Genomic DNA, 18,206 nt, shown 5'->3' with positions numbered 1-18,206 from the left:
GTCAGAAGTCGAAGACCAGCGCGATGTGGTCGCTCACGCCGTAGACGCGCGCGTAGTTGTCGACGTCGCGGAACAGCGCGGTCTCGTCGGGGAAGGTCGTCCCGTTCGGGTCGTATCCGTTGGGCGAGTTGAGCGACGCCGGGTTGCCGAGGGCCGAGGCGTAGGTGAGCGTGCCCGGCGGCATCCCCGCGGGCACGGGCATGACGGCTGTGTACGGCGCGCCGGTGACGAGATTGGCGATGGTCGCGTTGGCGACCACGCTGTTGCGGACGAAAGCATTGTCGATGGAGTCGTACTGTCCGTGCGCATCCAGTTCCGACATGTAGCCGAAGGCCGGGTAGCCCCTCGCGTTCGAGGGCGTCGCGTTGTTGATCGGGACGATGTGCGTGGAGAGGTAACCCCGGGCCGGGTAGCCGGCCGGGAGAGCCGCCCCCCCGACCGTGTCGATGACCTTCGTGTAGTGGGCGGCGAACGGCGCGTAGGCGACGGCCGTGGCCGCCGCCACGAAGAGGCTCACGTTGAAGTCGCCGACGACGACGATGATCTCGTTGGCGCCGATGTTCTGCACCTCGTGCAGGTTGCCGATGGCCTGCGTGGCGAGCGTCGAGGGCGCCGTGGCCGGGGCGGCGGCGTTCTGGCCGGGCGCGGCGTGGCAGGCGAGGATGGTGTAGTTCTGCCCCGCCGCCGAATCATAGAACGTCGTGCGGAATGGCGAGCGCGTGCCGGCGCCGCCGAAGCTGATCGGCGCGGGGGCCGGCCCTGCGCCCCCGCCGCCGCCTCCTCCGCCACCCACGAAGTAGCGCCACTGGCCGGCGAGCCGGCGCTCCATCTGCCCCGCATTGTAGAGGTTGTTCCCGTTGGGCACCGTGCGGTTGTCGACCGGCCTCGAGAAGGCGTTGCGGTACTGCGACGGGTAAACTCCGGCCCCGACGCCCGGCGCGGCCGGCCCCGCGCCGCCGGGCCAGCGCCACGGCCCCGTGAAGTAGAGCGTCGCGGTGCGGCGGAAGTAGACGGCGATGCCCTCGCCGGCGTTGCCGAGCCCGCTGATGACGGGCGGAACGAGCGCCCACTGCGCGCTGCTCTTGTTGCGCAGATAGCGCAGCAGCCGCATCGCGCCGTCGTCGCTGAGCAGCGTCCCTTCGCCGGTGTTCCCGCCCGGCCGCGCCTCGACGATGACGATGAAGTCGGGGGCGTTCGCCGTGATGGCGTTGAATAGCACATTGAGATACTTCTGCGCGGGGTCCTCGCCCCAGGCCTCGTCCTCATCGAGCTTGCGCTTGCGCTTGCGGATGAAGAACTTGTCCTCGCTGAAATGCTGGACGTTCCAGTAGATCATTCGCGGCATCAGCGTTCTCCCGTGGGCGCGAGCAGCTCCGGCTTCTTTTCGCGGTTCACGGCCGCGTACCAGCCGACCGCGTCGCGCTGGCCCGGCGCGGGGTTCCCGTAGACGATGAAGGCGGTCGTGGTGCCCGGCGGAAGCGAGACGCCGAGCAGCGAGAGCGCGACGTTCATCAGGCGCAGGACGAAGGTGGCCGAGGCGGGATCGCGGTAGAGCAGGATGCGATCGATGGTCAGCTTGAGCACGCCCTGGAGCGAGAGGGCTCCCGTGTTGCCGGCGCCCGTGCCCGGCAGCGCAAGCCCGACCGAGACGCGGAAGGACGGGGCGGCGCTGCCCGGCCCCCACGCGACGAGCAGCCGCGCCGTGAAACCCACCTTCGCCGCGAGCGCGCCGGCCGTGCCGAGGTCGAGCGTATAAACGAGCCCGTACCAGGCGTCGCCGAGCGGGTCGGCCGGCAGCGACGGCACGTTGACGGCCAGGTAGCCGAGATCCCGCGGTGAGCCCGCCCCCGACGTGATCCCGGCGAGCGTGAGCGGCATCCGCGCGTAGAGGCTCGCCGCGCGCGCCTGCTGGGCCGTCGGCGCGAACGTCATCTGGTCGATGATGAAGGCGAAGGACGGCGAGCCGGGTGCGGCCGTGTCGAACGTCATGTCGAGGTGAAGCCCCGAGAACGGCAGGCCCGACCCGCGCGGGTCGTGGCCCGCCCCTTCGCCGCCGAACGAGAGCAGGTCGAACGGGGCGCTCGTCTGGCCGTCGGAGGTCGAGAGCACGGCGAAATCGAGGTAGCCGGCGAAGGTGAAGCGCGAGAGGACGGTGCCTGTCGCCGGCGCGCGCAGCGTGGCGAAGCTCGCGCGGTCGGTCTCGAAGCCGCGCCAGAGATTGCTCACCAGCAGGAAGCGCGCCTTGGCGTTGGTCTGGAAGACGTAGGTGCCGACGCCATCGTGGCTCTGGTATTGGCCGTCGAGGACGACCGAGTGGCTTGGCGCGACGACGCCGTCGAGCGCGAGCGCGCCGACCTGCTCGCCGAAGACGCGGTTGAGCGTGATTTGCGACTTGCTGGAGAAGGCCGCGATCTCCGCGTTGACGAAGAGCGCCTTGAGCGTGAGGACGCGGAAGGCATAGTCCACCTGCGCGGCGACGGGGATCGGCAGATCAGGGCTCGCGCCGGCCGCGAGGTTGTCGGCGTAGACGGGATCGACGTAGTAGACGGTCGCGAAGACCGAGCTGTTGCCGTCGGGCTTGAACCCACCGCCCGACGTGTCCACGAAGCTGATGTCCACGCCGACGTGGTGCGCGTCGAGCTGCGTCAGGTCGATGCCGGCGACGAGGCCGCGCAGCTCCTGCGGCAGGGCGGAGGCGTCCACGTTCACGCGCAGCGCCAGGATGCCGCGCCACGCGTCGCTCTTCACGGCGTCGACGAAGCGCTGGAAGTAGGCGCCGTCCGGCCCTTGCGCGAGCTGCTTGGCCTCCTCGACGTAGGCGCGCAGCCACGCGGCGACCGAGTCGGGATCGGCGTTGAAGTCCGCGGCGGCCGTCCAGCGCGCCGCGTCGTCGATGCGTGAGTCGAGCGAGCCGTCGCAGAACTTGAAGATGAGGACGTTACGGAAGTCGTCCGGGTTCGAGCCCTCGCCGACGCGGAGGTCGAAGGGCCACCCCTGCGGCGCCAGCACGTTCTCGAAGACGGTGCCGGCCGCGCCCGCCGCCCCGCCGAGGGTCCAGGGCACGCGCGGCTGCGTGACGACGAGGAACTGCTGGTTCGTCTGGAAGGCCGCGCGCAACGTGTCGTCCACATCGTCGAAGGCGAGCGTCATCACGGCCCTGGGCACCTTTGCCGGGTCGGGCGACCAGGAGGTCTGCGCGAGGTGGAGCCGCTTCCACGCGCCGCTGCCGTCGGTCGCCAGATCGACGACGAAGCCCTGCGGCGTCGTCGCGCGCGGCGGGGTGTCGCCCTGCGGCCTGGCGGCCGACTCCCGCGTCGGCAGTTGCCCGTGCGCCGTGAGGCGCGCGCGGCGCTCGACCGAGAGGACGTCCGATTCGAGCCGCGCCACGTCGCCCTGGCTGAACGTGTCGTGGTGCGCGCCGAAGGCGACCGCGCCGTAGCCGACCATCGGGAACGAGGCGGCGGCCGAGGCGTCGGTCAGCACGCAGGCCGGTACCTCCCGGTGCTCGAGATACGTCGTCGGGCTGCCGCCCGAAGCGAACAGCGCGCTCCCCTGCGGCTGTGCGAGGTAGGTCGGCGCGGGGCCGGGCGCCGCGCCGCCCTTGGCCGTGATGGTGGCCCAGGCCGTGACATACCGATCCGTCAGGCGCGGCGCGCCCTGCGCGGCCGGCGCGTCCGCGAGCAGCGGCGAGAAGGCCGGCTGATCCGGGTGAAAGGTGATGACGGAGCCGGGCGGATCGAAGATCACGTTCTCCGTCGGCGACAGCCCGCACATGACGCGTGTGGCCGGCGGCCGCGAGTCGCCCGCGGCGAGCGCGAACGGCCCCGACGGCACGAGGTAGTAGAAGTCTTGCTGCGGGTCTCCGGGCGAGGCGACGGCCACAGTGTCCCGCTGCACGACGAGCGCCGCCGCGCCGGCGGTCGGGACGAGGTTCACCCCGTGGACGAACGTGTCGCGCAGCGCGCTGTGCATGGGCGCGCACGTCGAGCCGTCGCCCGCGAAGGTGAAGGCCGTGCGGCCGTGCGCGAGCGGGCGCAGCGGGTCGAAGCTGACCCTGAAAGGGACGGGCGAGCCGTCGACGGTCGGGCCGAAGACAGGGTAGCGCTGGCTGAGGATGCGCCCGCCGCGCTCGGTGAAGTACTTGAGCCCCACGTCGAGCAGCGTGAAGTCGTCGTTGGCGGGGACGTTCGAAGAGAGGAGTGTGACGCCGAAGCCGAAGGCCCCGGCCGCCGCGCCATCGAGCGGGAAGATCACATCGGAGGTCAGCGTCGTGATGTTCTTCGGGGTGTACTTGCTCGAGAGCAAGGAGATGATCGCACCCCCGTAGGAGGCGAGGCGCAGCGACGACGTGCCCACGTCGCCGTAGACTCGGACCCCCTGCGCGAAGACGAGGCCCACGTTGCGCGCCGCGACCGTCGTTGCACTCGTGATCTGCCCGGGCTGCGAAGGGTCCGGCGAGGTCGTGAAGAAGGGGATGACGCCGGGGCACGCCGTGGGGTCGCCGGATGTCGGGTCGCCGATGAAGAGGTAGCGGTAGGCGAAGTTGCCGGTCTGCGTGTTGAGAGTCTGGACGACGTGGATGAAGGCGGCGAGGTAGGCGGCCGGATCGGCCGGGCGCGAGGCGGCGACGACGTAGAGGCCGCCGTTCTCGCCGCGCCGGGGGTCGCCCAGGTAGCTCGACCAGGATCCAGCGAAGGAGAGGGCTTCGGGCTGCGGGGGCGCGGCGAAGGCGACGAAGGCGAACCAACCGCCCGCGCCGGGGACGGCTTGTCGCTCGTAGAGCGTCGCGGCCGCCTGCTCCGCGACGCGCGAAAAGAATGGCTGTTCTACCGCGGAAGCTCGCATCACTCACCCCATGGACGGACGTCGGGACGAAAGGCCCCCGCATGAAGTCCGACGGCCTCGCAATTTCAAAGCCGTTTGACGAAATCCGATCATGCCGGTGCAGGGGTACGGATCAGCCCCCCTGGCTCGCGGACTTGCCATCGCAACAGAACAGCGTCCCGGTCGCCCCCGACCGGGCGAATTCGGCAGTCAGTGTACCCTCGAAAACGCAGACCGCGAGGGTGACGGCGAGGCGCTGACGGGAGTCGGCCATGGAAGGACGACCGCGCATATCGCTGTCCGGCGCCGTCCGCAGAGGGAGCGCGGAAGTCCGGGCCGTACGTTGACGCGGGCGCCCGCCCGGCCTCGCCGACTGCCGGCCGTTTACCAGAGACCGATGGCGCCGCTGAACGTCTGCTGCCCGGTGGTGGGGGCGTCAAAGTTCAGGGGTTGCGCGAGCAGCGTTCCCGTCGTCCCGCTGGAGTTGAAGGCGGCGATCAGCAAGCCGTCCACGGAGAAAGTCCCGTCGGATCCGCTCACGCTCTGCGTGGCGGTGTCTGGCGTGAACGTGTTGCTCGTGAGGAGAGAGCCGCCTGCCGTGATGGTGACAGCGATCTCGGCGCACGTGGCCGACGGCGTCCACGTCACCGTGAACGACTGGGCGAACGTGCGCGATCCGCTCACGGTACCGGCGAATGGGACCGGGTCCGCTTTCCTTGCTGACTTCGAGGCGCCCCTCGAAGAGGCTGTTTTCTTCTTGTCCATCAATCCTCCGTTGCCTTGAATGGCAGAGAGTGTGAGGAACGGGTGCAGCATCGCGCAGCCCGGCGAGCGCCTCTTTCGCCACCCGTTTGCCGAAGATCCTATCCCAGCAGGCAGGCGCGCGCCAGGTGATGACCCCGCAGGCGAGGTGCAGAAGGGCGAGGTGGGAGTCCGCGCGCTTCGACCACCGGATGGGAATCCCCTGGAAGAATGGTTCATGAACCTACCATGGAATCCGTCTTGGATGCGACGCCGCAGGCCGCGCCATCGGTCGCCCGTCGATGCCTGGATCCGCGCGCACGAGCCGGTCGTGCTCCTCGGTCTCTGACGTCGCACGCCGGCATGACGTAGAACGCGAGAGACGGCCCTGCGCTGACGTTGCCGTCCTTCCACGCGTACCCGATGTCAACCGAGGTCTGGTTGTAGACCCCGGGCCCGTCCTCCTGGGTCGGGGGTAGGATCGTGCGGAGGTCGTGCACCGTGAACAGGATGTCTCGCTGAATGAGTCACGAGTTGCCCGCATGGGGCCCCGCCGCGAGGCGCGGAATGGTACCGGCCTGGAGCCACCCGCGGCTCACACCGGCGCTCAAGCGTGCAGCACTCGCGGCTGCCTGCGCGGCTCGAGTGCTCGTCCACCGGCCGGCGCCGGCCGCCGGTCCAGGTCGCTGGGAGAGCGCGCTGGCCGCTCGACGCCCGCGAGCTCTCGGACGGCACGGCGGCGGGACGAGGTCGAGGAGCGTCGACGTCTGTCCGAAGAGCTCGTGGAGCGGCTGCGGCAAGAACGCCGCGGCCCCGCCAGGCCGAAACAGCGCTGGGTGCGACGAGCTTCATCGCCTATGGATCGTACCGGATCGGGGAGCGCCCGCCGAGCAGATCGATGAATTCGTACAATTGGGTCAAGCGCGTCGTCCCACGCGAGCAGCCCGCGAGGAATGCATCTTGCTGAGAAGTCGCCATGACGAACATCTATGCCAAGTTGTGCCAGGTGACACTACTCACCACGCTCGTCCTCGCTTGTGGCCAGACGACGAGCGACGGCGCTAGCGAGACCAGTAGCACGGGTTCGACGGGCGGCAGCGCAGGCTCCGGTGGGACTGGGGGGACCGGGGGCTCTGGTTCGGGCGGGACTGCGGGTCAGGGCGGTGCTGAGCCGGAATGCTCGGTCGACGAAGATTGCAGACTGGCCTCCGATTGCTGCACCTGCGGCGCTTATCCCGCTTCGGCGGAGGCCCCCGAAGCCTGTGCCGAGGACTGTGACCAGTATCGTTGTGAGCGCTACGCGATCGAGCGCGCTATGTGCTTCGCCGGTCGCTGCACCGTCGCTACCTCCCACAACTGTAGTCCCCTTTTCGCCGAGTGCGACGCCCTGCCCCCCGAGTGCCCGGAGGGAACGCTGCCGAGCGTTGCAGACAACCGCTGCTGGACCGGGCAGTGTGTGCCGATCGAGCTTTGCGGCTTCCGACCCGATTGCACCGGCTGCGATGACGACCACGTCTGCTTTCGTGGTTTCAACGACGCCGCCGGTACCCCGTACTATTGCCAGCCTCGTCCGCTCGCGTGCGAGGGTCAGGTGACCTGTGCTTGCGCGAGTGCGCTGTGCAGCTCGCTCGGATTCCAGAGCTGCACGGACGCGGACGACGGCGTCATGCAGTGCTCACCGTAGGAGACCCACGCAGGCTGTGAAATGAACGCGGCCCCCTGGGGAAGAACGCCGCGGCCCCGCCAGGCCGAAACAGCGCGAGCGTGATTCGGCCGCCCGCGCTGGTGCGCATGAGCCGCGCCGTACTCGTCATCCCGGAGAGCATCGCGTCGGCAAGCGCGAGGCGCTTCCGCCGTCCAGCACGCTCGCGGCGCCGCGCTCGGCGGCCGCGCGCACGCTCGACACCGCAGGCGCACGCGTCAGCGCGAGGACCTCGTCGACCGACCACTGATCGCCCGCGTGCTCGCCGTACTTGCTCGCGAGCACGCGGCCGTCGGGCGCGACGAGGAAGTCGGCCGGGAGCCCGAAGCGACCGCCGGTCGGGATCAACGCAGGCGGCCGCTCGCGTCCGCGCAGGATCGCGATCGCGCTCCGCGCCACCGAGTGGACGATGATGGGCCACACGCGCGGATCGAACACCGAGAGAAGCGACGGCTCGGTGCCGAGCTCCGCGTACAAGCGCTTCTCGGGATCGGGCACCACAGCGAAGGGGAGCCCGCCGGCGTGGAGCCGGAGCTCGCCGGCGCTCGAGTGGAACACGACCACCTCGCGGATCCCGGCCGCCGCGAGCTCGTCGTGACGGACGGTGATCGAGCGGAGGTGGAGGTTGCACACCGGACAGCCCGCGAAGCGACGGAGCTGGAGGTGCACGATCCGCGTGGGATCGGGGATGCGGATCCGCTCGCCGTGGACGCCCACGAGCTCGCGCGCTCCGAGCACGGCCCCGGGCGCGAGCCTCGTGACACGGCGGCGCAGGTCGCCGATCAGGCCGAGGGCCGCGATCGCGGTGATCGCCGCGGGGACGATCTGCCCGACGCCGGTGATCTCGAAGAAGGCATCGCTGGGGAGCTCGTAGGTGGGCGGCGGGAACATCCGGAGGAGCAGGTCGCGAGGCGCGCCCGCGAAGAAGAGGACGTTCTTCGCGAGGTGGTTGTATGCGCCCTCGAAGAGCCCTATCGACGTCACCGGGAACGCGAGGGCGAGCGCCGCGAGCGAGCCCCCGGAGATGCGGCCGGCGCGCGTGCCCGGGCTCCGCCGGTACCCCGCGTACGCCAGCGCGATGGGGACGCAGAGCGCGAGCGCGACGGCGGCGCCGTGGAGGCGCCACGGCGTCGCGTACCGAACGCCGCCGTAGACGTGGTGGATCGCGGTCGCGACGAGCGTCGCGACCGCTCCGAGGATGACCGCCCGGGCGCGCGGGCTGGGAGAGGTGGCGCCGACGTTCACGGTGCTCATGCAGGGCACCGTGGCTCGTGCGCGGGGCGCAAACCATCGCCGAAGGCGAACAACTTTCGTGCATGATACGCATCAATCGAGGTGCGACATGGACCGGCTCGCAGCGATCGAAGCGTTCGTCGAGGCCGCGGAGCTCGGGAGTTTCACGCTCGCCGCGCGCCGGCTGCGCGTCACGCCGTCGGCGGTCAGCCGCCGCATCACGCAGCTCGAGGGCGAGGTCGGCGTGCGGCTCTTTCACCGCACAACGCGCGCGGTGACGCTCTCCGACGAAGGGCGCGCGTTCTTCGAGCGCGCCCGCGCCGCGCTGCGCGAGCTCGACGACGCGCAGCGCGCCACCTCGGGTCTGCGCGATCGACCGGCCGGGCTCCTCCGCGTGGAGGCGCCGACGGTGATCGGCCGTCACGTGATCGTGCCGGTGCTCGCACGCTTCGCCGAGCGCTACCCCGACGTCGACGTCGAGCTCGTGCTGCGCGACGACCCGGCCGATCTCGCGTCGGAGCGGATCGACGTCGCGGTCCGGCTGGGCACGCTGCCGGACTCGGGTCTGATAGCGCGCCCGGTCGGCCGCTCTCGGATGCTCGTCTGCGGCGCGCCCGGCTACCTGCGCGAGCACGGCCGGCCTCGCACGGTCGACGACCTCGAGCGCCACGTGCGCCTCGGGTACGCGCTGCACGGCCGGCTCCTCCCGTGGCGCCTCCGCGACGGCGTGAAGGTGCGCGAGATCGCGCCCACGCGGCGCATCGTCGTCGACGACGGCGAGGCGCTGATCGAGCTGGCGATCGAGGGCGCCGGCCTCGCGTGGCTCTGCGACTTCATGCTGGCGCGCGCGGGCAAGGCGCGGAAGCTCGTCGAAGTGCTCCCGGACGCCGCGTGCGATGCGATCGCGATCTCGGTCGTATCGCTCCCGACCCGCCACGTCCTGCCGAAGGTGCGCGCCTTCACCGAGCACCTCCGCCGCGCCCTCGCGCCCGCTCCCGGGCAGGTCCGGCGACCTGGTGCGCGGTGAGCGCGGTTCGGCGACCTGGGTCGTCTGGGTAGCAACGCACGCTGCATTCGGAGAGGAACGCTCCGCTTGCTACGCTGGGGCATGCGCTCCTGGCTTCTCCTCCCGCTGCCGGTGCTCGCTCCGCTTCATCCCCAGCCGGCGGCTCCAGGAGTAGAGCGTGCCTGCGTTGACCCCCTCCCGCTCCGCGAACACGCGGGCGGACTGCCCGCTCTTGTGCCAGCGCGCCACCCGGTCGCGCCAGATGCGTCTGCTCTCGGCCGTCACACCTCCGGCGCGGATCGCTATGCAGCGCAGAGGCTCCAAGACAGCATGCAGGTCACCGAACGCGACCTGGTGAGGGGGCCGAGCGGCGAGGCCCACGAGGCGCTTCGCTTCGCCGAAGCCGAATCGCTGCGGTCACGTCCGGCGGTTGCCTCGATACTCGGCGTCTCGTCCAGAGACGTCCGCGTCCAGGGAACACCGGCCACCTCTACGCCACTCGGTTCTACACGAGGTGGCTGAGGGCCTCACGCTGTGCCGTGGTGAGCCGGTCGAGCCTGGCGGTGATGGCGTAGGTGCCGGGCGCGGTGCGCCGGAGGGCGACCGGATCGATGACGTCCGGGTGTTGTTCGGCGTCGTGCAGGGCGCTCGTTACACGGTCCGCGGGCCAGCCGAGCGCGGTGGCCAGTTGCTCGACGGTCACCGGCGCGCTCGCGTGCACGAGCGCGGCCAGCACCGTCAGCGCGTCACCGGCGGCGGGCGCGGCGGGGCCGCCGGCCATGTCGTCGCCAAGGCGTCGGAAGAACCTGCCCATGCGGTTCAGCCGGACTCCGGCGGGCGTGACGGGACCGAGGATCCCGGCTCCCCGCCGCGCGGCATCTGCCCACATCTCGTGCGAGCGAGCGCTCGTCGTCCACGCCCGCTCCCAGACGTCATCGTCGATGACGTAGCGCTCGCTCCGCCGGGGGCCGCGTTCACGCCGGACCACCTCGAGCCCTTCGAGATAACCGATGGCCTTGGAGACCGACGCGGGGCTGACCCGCAAACGCTTGACCAGCTCGGCGGCCGTCAGAGCCCCGGAGTCCGCGGTGTACAGCGAGGCGAGCACCCGGCCTGCCGTCCGTGGAAGCCCGGTCTGGACCATCAGCGCCGCGAACTGCTCGACGAAGGCGCGCACCGCCTCGGGGCCCCGCCCGTCCGCACCGGCGGCGACCGGCAGACCGGGCGGCGAGGCCGGCCTGCGCCGGCGCGCGCGCTGCCCGGTGGCCTCGTGGGCGTGGTCCGCCCGGTAGCCGCCGGGCCCGCCGTTGCGAGCCACCTCCCGGCTGATGGTCGACGTCGGCCTGCCCAGCCGCCTCGCGATCTCGGCGTACCCGAGCCTCTCGGCCAGCCCCGATGCGATGTGCCGGCGGTCCTCGTCGCTCAGCCTGCCTCCCGGCATCCTCGCCCGCTCCTGTTGATCGATGGTCGAGGCCAGTGTGCATTCACAATCAGCACATTGCAACGGTCGATCGCCCGATCGTTGCATTCATCCACAAGGCCATTGCAATAGCAGTCATGAATTCGCAGCGCGGAGCGATGAATCCATTGCTTCGCCGTTGACTGCACATGAGACGCAACGTAGCTTTCGTGACCGTTCAACGAGCCACGGCGAGGAGCCGGCGTGTGTGCCCGTTTCGCGGGACGGCGCAGCCGTGCACCCCGCGCATGCGGGTGATGTTCATGGACCTTGCCAGAAGCGCCCAAACGCCTGCCGACGTCACCCGTCGATCTCTGGCGCCGGACCTGGCCCGCGGCTTCATGTTGCTGCCGATCGCCCTGGCGCATGCGCCGGCGTTCGTCAGCAATTGGGACCTCGGACCCGCCGATCTCAACACCATCGCCAAGCTCGTGAGATCGCTCTTCGCCGAGAACCAGGCTCGCGCGATGTTCGTGTTCCTCTTCGGCTACGCGCTGGGGCAGCTGACCGAGCGGCAGCTCGCTCGGGGCGGCGACTGGACCTCGATTCGCAAGCTGCTGCGGCGCCGGAGCCTCGGGCTGATCGCCATCGGCTTCGCGCACGGGGCTCTGCTCGTGCCGCTCGACATCGTCGCTGTCTACGGGCTGACGCTGCTCCTGCTCGCGCCGATGGTCCGGGCCCGGGACTCGGTCCTCTGGTGGACCAGCGTCCTCACGCTCGTCCCCGCGACGCTCGTGCTCACATGGCAGAGCGTCACCGCACAGACCACCGCGGCCATGGGCATTCCCATGACCCTGGCGGCGCTCATGGCCCCCGATTATGTTGCCCACGTCCTCGCCGAGCTTCCGTTCTGGCCGCTGAAGACGGCCGTGTCCACCATCGTGGTGGTGCCGGCCATGCTGCCGGGCGTCTGGGCCGCCAGACGCCGTATCCTCGACGAACCCGAGCGCCATGCGGCGATGCTGTCGCGGGTCACCGTGATCTGCATGGCGGTCTCCGTCATCGGCCGGCTTCCCATGGCCCTGCAGCTGACCGGCGCGTGGACGACGACCATGACCTGGACGGTCGCCGGCGCACACGCCATGACTGGATACGCTGGCGGCATCGGCATGGCCGCCGCCGCCGGGCTCGTCTCGATCAGGATCGGATGTGACCCTGGGCGCCTGACTGCGGCCCTCGCCGCGCTGGGTCAGCGGTCGTTGACGTTCTACCTGTTCCAGTCGGCGGTGTGGCTCGCGCTGTTCTACCCGTTCACCCTGGACCTGAGAGATGACCTGGGCTTCACCGCCAGCTGCACGGTCGCCGTCGCCCTCTGGATCGTGTCGATCCTGCTGGCCGACCGGATGCGCCGCGCGGGCCACCGCGGCCCGGCAGAGGTGCTCCTGCGACAGATGTCCTATGGCCGCAGTGCGCCTGTCAGCGCGCCGTCTCTTTCAAAGGAAAAAGACTGAATTCACCGCTCCGTGGTGGCCCTGCTCGTCGCTGCCGCTTGTTTCTGGACTCCAGCTATCTACCAAATGCAGCGGACCGCGAACCTGTTTGATGCGTTCGCCGTATTGGCCGGATGACCGGCGGTGCTGCCCGAGGCCAGGTACCGCTGGGAGCGTACAGCCGAGATGCGGTGTTCATCGCCTGGCTCAAGACGAAGCTCGACGCCGTCCCTGCGCTCGCGGCGCGCAGGGCGAAAGATGCCCGAGCACGGTCCCGCCGGCATGGCGGTGAGGCTCCATGAGGTCGGCCTCGCGCTCCCCCCACGCTGGCGGCCACCGCAGGCGTGAGCGCGGCCGCGAATCGCGGTAATCGCGGTAGAAGACGGGGCGCCATGTCCCGCAAGCCCACCGGGTTGCTCTTCCGCAACGACGCCGGTCGGGTTTACGCCTGCGTCCTCGTCGGCGACAAGGACCGGGAGAGCTTCCCTCTCGATCCCAAGCTGACCGAGGAGCAGGCCGAGCAGCGCAAGGAGCTCGTCGCCGACCTGGCTGTGCGGCTGCGCGCTTCGCGAAACGTCACGCGCGACGCGATCGTCGCCCTGCTGGAGCATGCCGCGGTACACGAGGGCAGGGCGCTCCGCGACGTCATCGCGGCGGTCGACGTCATCTGCAAGGGCGGCGCGCAAGCGAAGGTCGTTCCCGGCGTCAGCTCGGTACCGAAGCAGGTCACCCTCCAGCAGTTCGGCCAGCTCTGGACCTCGGGCGAGCTCGCTCGCATGTACCCCGACCACGTCAAGCCAAAGCGCAACGTGGAGCAGGACGTCTATCGCTCGACCGCCACATCTGCCCGATCGCCGGCCATGTCCTCGCCGCGGCCTTCACGCTGACGATGCCGAGCGCGTCATGCGTGCGCTCCCGCCGATGTCCCCCGCGTTGCGCCGCCACATCGCGCAGCTTCTCCACCGGCTCATGGCGATGGCCGTCTTCCCGTGCGAGACCTGGGTGGCCGACAGAACTGGCCATCGATCGAGCGTGATGATCCAGAGATACCGCCGAGCCGCCAGGACGTTTGCAGAACTGGGCCTTGGCGAGCTAGCTTCCCTCGCCCAGGCGATCCCCGAGCTCGCCGGAAACGGCACAGGAAACCGCACACAAGAGGGAGAACGCGGGTCCAAAAAAGTAAAAATCAAAGTAATATCAACGTCTTGGCCCCGTGGCGAAATGGCAGACGCGGTGGATTTAAAATCCGCGGCCCTCGCGGGCGTCCCGGTTCGAGTCCGGGCGGGGCTACCACTTGGATTCATTAGACTTTTTGGACGTTGCCGCCGTGGCACGTCGCCCCCCGATGAGCCGTTGCCGCCCTTTCCCGCCGCCTTTTCGGTGCGGAGCTCGGGGATCGCGGCGTCGAGCGGGGCGAGCTCTCCGAGGCCGAGCTCTGCCGCCGTCCTCGCCGCGCGCCGGTAGCGGTTGATCATCTGGCTCGACTTGTGGCCCGTGCGATCGGCGATCCAGGTCTCGGAGCGGCCGTTGGCCAGGTTCACGGTGATGAACGTCGCGCGGAGGTCGTGAACCCGGATCGGCTGCCGGGCCTTGCTCGCCTCGAAGAGCTCCGAGCGCGTGACGCCTGCGGCTTGAAGGTGAGCCCGGAAGCGCGCCGCCATGTGGTCGTCGCGGCTGTTGAGCGGGGCCCCGTCCTCGCCCACGAACACCGCCGCGTCGGCCGGCGGATCGCCGCGGAGGGCACGCCAGGCGCGGAGGGCGCGCGCGACGTCGGCGGCGAGTGCCCACGCGCGCGGCTCGTCCGTCTTGTTCACGTCGAGGGTCAGCACCCCGCGCTCGAGGTCGACATCGGCGAAGGTCAGCCCGGCGGCCTCGCTGGCCCTGCATCCCTCGCGGTCCAGGAAGCCGTACAGCGCGCGCCAGCAGAGCGGCACCGAGGGGGAGGCGAGAAGGCGGGCATCCTCGTCGGGGTACAGCCAGCCCTTCGCCTTGCCGGTGCCCACCTTGGGCAGGAACCCCTTGGGCAGGGGGTTCGCGGCGATGAGGCGGGCCGGGAAAACGGCCATCGCCAGCAGCCGGTGCATGAGCTGCGCGACGTGGCGCCGCGTCGCCGCGGAGCGCGGAGGGAGCGCGCGCATCACCCGCTGTGCGTCGTCCAGAGAGAAGGCGGCGAGGGGGACCGGGCCGACGAGCGGATAGACGTAGAGCTCGAGCCGGGAGGCGTCCCCGCCTGCGCTCCGCTTCTCCCTCACGTGGTCGGGGTAGAGGCGCGCGAGCTCGCCCGACGTCCACTGCTTCCCGAACGCCTCGACGGTGCGCCCGACCGGGCCAGCGCCAGCGGCAGGCTCCTGCGGGCGCGCCTCGTCCTTGCAGAGCGTGTCGACCGCGTCGACCACCGCGGTGAGCGCCTTCCCGTCGCGCTGCGCGGCGCGCTCGAGCAGCCCCCGGGCGATGTCCGGAGCGACGTGCGGCGCGGCCCGCAGCTTCGTCGCGAGCCCCGCCAGCACGTCTTTGCGCGCGACGGCCTGGTCCTCGCTCGTGCACGTGGGGAGGGCGATGTTCGGGCGGAGCTTCTCCCCGAGCTTGACCCGCGCGTACCAGCGCCCTGCGCTGAAGTAGACGTTGCCCGTCGCGCGTCGCGGCATGGCTCAAGCCCCCCGCTGGCGGCGAGGGCGCGCGGGCTCGCACGCATTGCAGATCGAGCCCCGAGGCACAGCGGACGAGCAGCGTGAGGGGTAGGGCATGCTTGTCTGGCGGGCCTTCTCGGCCGTGCTGCGCCGGCTCCGGGGCGGAGCCATGCACAGAGAGAGGAGCTCGTCAACGGTTCGCGACGCTGTCGGAGCGTATGCGTCCGGGATGCCTAGCGCTCGCGCGGGGGTGCTGAGCGCGCGGAGTGCGACACTCTCCGGGGTGGAAGGGGCGAGGGGGGGCGACTTGGCGCAGGATGCGTAAGCTGATACGTGCGTCATGGGTGATCTCCCGGGATGTCGGGGGGGTCGGCCAAGGGGACGCCCTACGCATACTGATTCTCCTCCTGCATGCTGGTTTGGGAATGTCTTCGAGGTCGCGGACCATAGCCGCGGGCTTTGGCCTCATTCAGGCGTTTGGTCGTTGCCCGGTCGAGCTTGAACCATAACGTACGACCAAGGCCACCGCCCTCGACGCTCTTGAGCCAGCCTTTGGCGACCCAGTAGCGCACGGCGTGCTCGGTGACGTGGAAGCGTGCAGCGATGCCGTGGATAGAATACAGGCCGTCGGCGCGCCGGTCCGGCTGACGTGCGGAGGGGGATGGGAGGCTGGGGCGCCGCAGGTCGTGGCGCCAGCGGATCCAGCGCACAGACATCGCGCTCCATCGAGCGCTGCGGCCTGTGCGCAGCCCGCGGCGGTTGAGTTCGTCGGCGATCACCCGATCGGGCTTCTGGTCAGCGACGAGCATTTTGATAAGCTCGATCGCCTCGGGGGGCGTCACCACGGCCATGGGCTTGCTGTGCCGCGGGACGGTAAAGTCACTGACCACACCCGTCTTCCAGAGCAGTTGCACGCGGGTCATGCGCGCAGGGACCTCGATGGGACTCAAGGTGACTTGCTGAACGAGCATGCGAAGAAGATTCTTCCGCTCGGCGTGCGTGGTGGATGGCGCGTTCCAGACCTGAGAGAGGTCCTTGGTAAGCGACAAGATGCGACGGCGGTCCTCATCGGTAATGTTGACCTTCTCACGTCGGAACATCTCCTGGCGCTCTCGGTCCAACGCCTCGACTTCACGAAGTTTCTCGTTCCATTCGTGTTCGAGCGTGCGCGCGACGACGCGATTGTCCGGATCAACTGCCTTATAGCGGCGCTCCGCGAGCCGTGCCTCATACCGTGCCCGTTCCAGTCGCAGCTTCCACTGTCGGTTCACCTCGTCTGACTGTCGCTCTGCTTCGCGGACTACAGCCAGACCAATCTCGATATCGGGCGGCTGGGTCGCCTCCAGAAAGAGCCTTGAGACCGCCTCATCGATGACCCGCGCCGAAACAGTACAGCACACATGCCGGCCGCCGGTATGCGTGATCGGGGTCCGGCATCTGTAGTATGCCCGCCGCAGCGTGCCTTGATAATTCGTGACCATGCGATGACCACACTTGCCGCACAATGCGAGGCCTTGGAGCAGGGCCTGCCCTTCACGAGCGGCGCCGTGCTGATCAGGTGATGTTTGATGGGTCCGGTTGTCATGCAGCTTTCGTTGATTGGCCATGAATTCCTCCCATGGAATGTAGGCCGGATGGCGATCGCGGAGGCACGTCTTCCATGCCTCTTGCGCCAGGCGTGTCACGCGGCGGCGCGGTTGACCGTTCACAAGCGCGAGGCGTTCCTCATGTCGACCGAAGACATACGCGCCGGCATACGTCGGGTTGTGCAATATGCGAAGGATTGTGCCATGCCGCGGAGGCCCCCAGCGCAGTTCGCCTGTCGCGATGCTACGCGCCGGCATCTTGAGTCCGCGATCGGCGAAGTACCGCATCACAGCATAGGCGCTCCCATCAAGGCGGAAGCGCTCGAAGACGAGTCGGAGAGCACGCTGGACGTGCTCGTCCGGATCGAGTCGGAAACGGCACGCAGCTTCATCCCATTCGTAGCCGCCTGGAGCGTGAAAGAAGAGCTCTCCGCGACGCGCCTTACTGAGCTTTCCGCCGTGCAGTCGCAAGCGCATCCACATCTGCTCTGCCTCGCTCATAGTACCCTTAAGTCCAAGGAGAAGCCGATCGTTGGAATCACGTGGAGTGTAGACGCTGTGCTCATCAGCGAGAATCACATCGGCAAGGCCGCACAAGTCAAGCAGCCGGTACCAGTCCGCTGAGCAGCGGGCGAGCCGTGAGACTTCCAGCGCGAAAATGGCTCCGACGCGTCCGTGCGCTACATCATCGGCCAGCCGCTGGAAGCCGGTGCGCCACTGCGCGCTTGTAGCGCTCTGACCAAGGTCCTCATCGATCACGTCGATACGGTCGGCAGACCAGCCAAGCTCGATCGCACGCTGTTTCAGTGCGTATTGCCGGGACGTGGACTCAGGATGCTCGTAGACTTGACGGAGCGTGGACTGGCGCATGTAGACCATCGCTCGACGCTCCAGATGCTGCGGCTGGATCTTGTCGCTCATGGCCGACCTCGACGGGTGTGGGCTCGACGCGTAGCATTTTGAGGACGAGCGTGGCCCACGCGCCCAGCAGATCTCGCTGCATCGTTGCGGGGAGCGCTGACCACCGAGGGATCTTCGGCCGAGGCATGGGCGGGTTGTCTCGTTTCTTCGGGTGCCACCGCCTCTGTCTTGGGCGTCTCTCGGTGGAGGTCCAGGGCGGTACGCACGGCGCCAGCGAGCTCAAGCAAACCGCGAGCATCCAGACGGACTTCGCGGCCGTACAACCGCGGCGTTACCCATGTGGCGGCTCGATCGGTCCACTCAACCGGAAGACGGATCGTCCAGCCCTGCGGATGCTCGGCGTCGACGTACCGCCGGCCATCCTGGCCGCGCACGGACGCGACCACAGCAAGCCGCCGTCCCTTCAGGGGATGGATGGGCAGCGTGACGGTGACATATTCCGAAGGGGGTGCTGGACGTGGCGCAGTTTGTGGACGGTGTCGGCTCGCGCGGTGCTACCAACACCGCGTGGGCCCGCTCTACTCTTTGGGATCGCCGCCGGCTTGCCGGCCGGCCATCTCTCTCCCTTCGGGAGCAACGATGGCTCCGTCACGGGAGCCAGGGCAACACCTCTCTCCCGTTCTAGGCGCCCGCGCTCCCGCTCGGAGGCGCCACGCCGTGCCGCTCACCCGCACCGA

At 69.4% G+C, this 18,206-nt stretch carries 11 protein-coding genes, 1 tRNA gene and 2 pseudogenes; 6 read left to right on the top strand and 8 right to left on the bottom strand.

Annotated features, from left to right (window positions below; genetic code table 11):
- Position 1 precedes the first annotated feature (1 nt).
- On the bottom strand, positions 2 to 1,345 hold the full coding sequence (locus tag WMF34_RS31440; RefSeq protein ID WP_437990108.1) for a hypothetical protein: 1,344 nt from the start codon (positions 1,343 to 1,345) through the stop codon (positions 2 to 4).
- On the bottom strand, positions 1,345 to 4,845 hold the full coding sequence (locus WMF34_RS31435) for a hypothetical protein (RefSeq protein WP_437990107.1): 3,501 nt from the start codon (positions 4,843 to 4,845) through the stop codon (positions 1,345 to 1,347). Before WMF34_RS31435 ends, WMF34_RS31440 begins: the two co-directional genes overlap by 1 nt.
- Positions 4,846 to 5,221: 376 nt before the next feature.
- Here WMF34_RS31435 and WMF34_RS31430 point away from each other — a divergent pair, with 376 nt between their 5' ends.
- Complete coding sequence (locus tag WMF34_RS31430) at positions 5,222 to 5,608, top strand: hypothetical protein (RefSeq protein ID WP_162143951.1); 387 nt, start codon at positions 5,222 to 5,224, stop codon at positions 5,606 to 5,608.
- Between the two features lie 96 nt (positions 5,609 to 5,704).
- Here the strand turns inward: WMF34_RS31430 and WMF34_RS31425 are convergent.
- Positions 5,705 to 5,794, bottom strand: a pseudogene (locus tag WMF34_RS31425) (IS5/IS1182 family transposase); the annotation flags it as partial.
- A 1,581-nt stretch (positions 5,795 to 7,375) separates the two neighbouring features.
- The gene (locus tag WMF34_RS31420) at positions 7,376 to 8,521 is read right to left on the bottom strand and encodes a peroxiredoxin-like family protein (protein WP_437990106.1); all 1,146 of its coding nucleotides are present in this window, start codon (positions 8,519 to 8,521) and stop codon (positions 7,376 to 7,378) included.
- An 88-nt stretch (positions 8,522 to 8,609) separates the two neighbouring features.
- Here WMF34_RS31420 and WMF34_RS31415 point away from each other — a divergent pair, with 88 nt between their 5' ends.
- The gene (locus tag WMF34_RS31415) at positions 8,610 to 9,527 is read left to right on the top strand and encodes a LysR substrate-binding domain-containing protein (RefSeq protein ID WP_437990105.1); all 918 of its coding nucleotides are present in this window, start codon (positions 8,610 to 8,612) and stop codon (positions 9,525 to 9,527) included.
- A gap of 69 nt (positions 9,528 to 9,596) precedes the next feature.
- Here WMF34_RS31415 and tnpA read toward each other — a convergent pair whose 3' ends face one another.
- Entirely contained in the window at positions 9,597 to 9,791 is a 195-nt protein-coding gene (gene tnpA / locus WMF34_RS31410) for an IS66 family insertion sequence element accessory protein TnpA (protein WP_049876422.1), read from the bottom strand.
- Positions 9,792 to 10,011: 220 nt separating this feature from the next.
- Positions 10,012 to 10,947, bottom strand: a complete 936-nt coding sequence (locus WMF34_RS31405) for a MarR family transcriptional regulator (protein ID WP_437990104.1) — start codon at positions 10,945 to 10,947, stop codon at positions 10,012 to 10,014.
- 266 nt (positions 10,948 to 11,213) lie between these two features.
- Between WMF34_RS31405 and WMF34_RS31400 the strand changes: the two genes are divergently transcribed.
- The 3 genes from WMF34_RS31400 to WMF34_RS31390 all read left to right on the top strand — a co-directional run bounded on the left by WMF34_RS31400 (position 11,214) and on the right by WMF34_RS31390 (position 13,688).
- Complete coding sequence (locus tag WMF34_RS31400; RefSeq protein ID WP_437990103.1) at positions 11,214 to 12,416, top strand: DUF418 domain-containing protein; 1,203 nt, start codon at positions 11,214 to 11,216, stop codon at positions 12,414 to 12,416.
- Between the two features lie 371 nt (positions 12,417 to 12,787).
- Positions 12,788 to 13,282 (top strand): hypothetical protein, encoded by a 495-nt coding sequence (locus tag WMF34_RS31395; RefSeq protein WP_437990102.1) that lies wholly within the window; start codon positions 12,788 to 12,790, stop codon positions 13,280 to 13,282.
- Between the two features lie 320 nt (positions 13,283 to 13,602).
- Positions 13,603 to 13,688: transfer RNA gene (locus WMF34_RS31390), tRNA-Leu, on the top strand.
- A 167-nt stretch (positions 13,689 to 13,855) separates the two neighbouring features.
- Here the strand turns inward: WMF34_RS31390 and WMF34_RS31385 are convergent.
- Positions 13,856 to 14,461, bottom strand: a pseudogene (locus tag WMF34_RS31385) (tyrosine-type recombinase/integrase); the annotation flags it as partial.
- A 310-nt stretch (positions 14,462 to 14,771) separates the two neighbouring features.
- On the opposite strand from WMF34_RS31385, the gene WMF34_RS31380 reads away from it, so the two are divergent.
- Positions 14,772 to 15,014 (top strand): hypothetical protein, encoded by a 243-nt coding sequence (locus WMF34_RS31380; RefSeq protein WP_437990101.1) that lies wholly within the window; start codon positions 14,772 to 14,774, stop codon positions 15,012 to 15,014.
- Positions 15,015 to 15,408: 394 nt separating this feature from the next.
- Here the strand turns inward: WMF34_RS31380 and WMF34_RS31375 are convergent, their stop codons facing one another.
- Positions 15,409 to 17,529 carry a recombinase family protein gene (locus WMF34_RS31375; protein WP_437990100.1) on the bottom strand — a complete coding sequence of 707 codons (2,121 nt, stop codon included), beginning with the start codon at positions 17,527 to 17,529 and terminating at the stop codon, positions 15,409 to 15,411.
- Positions 17,530 to 18,206: the final 677 nt, after the last annotated feature.

The organism is Sorangium sp. So ce145, assembly GCF_051525985.1.
Classification (GTDB): domain Bacteria; phylum Myxococcota_A; class Polyangia; order Polyangiales; family Polyangiaceae; genus Sorangium; species Sorangium cellulosum_B.
This window is presented reverse-complemented; position numbering and strand designations above follow the sequence as displayed.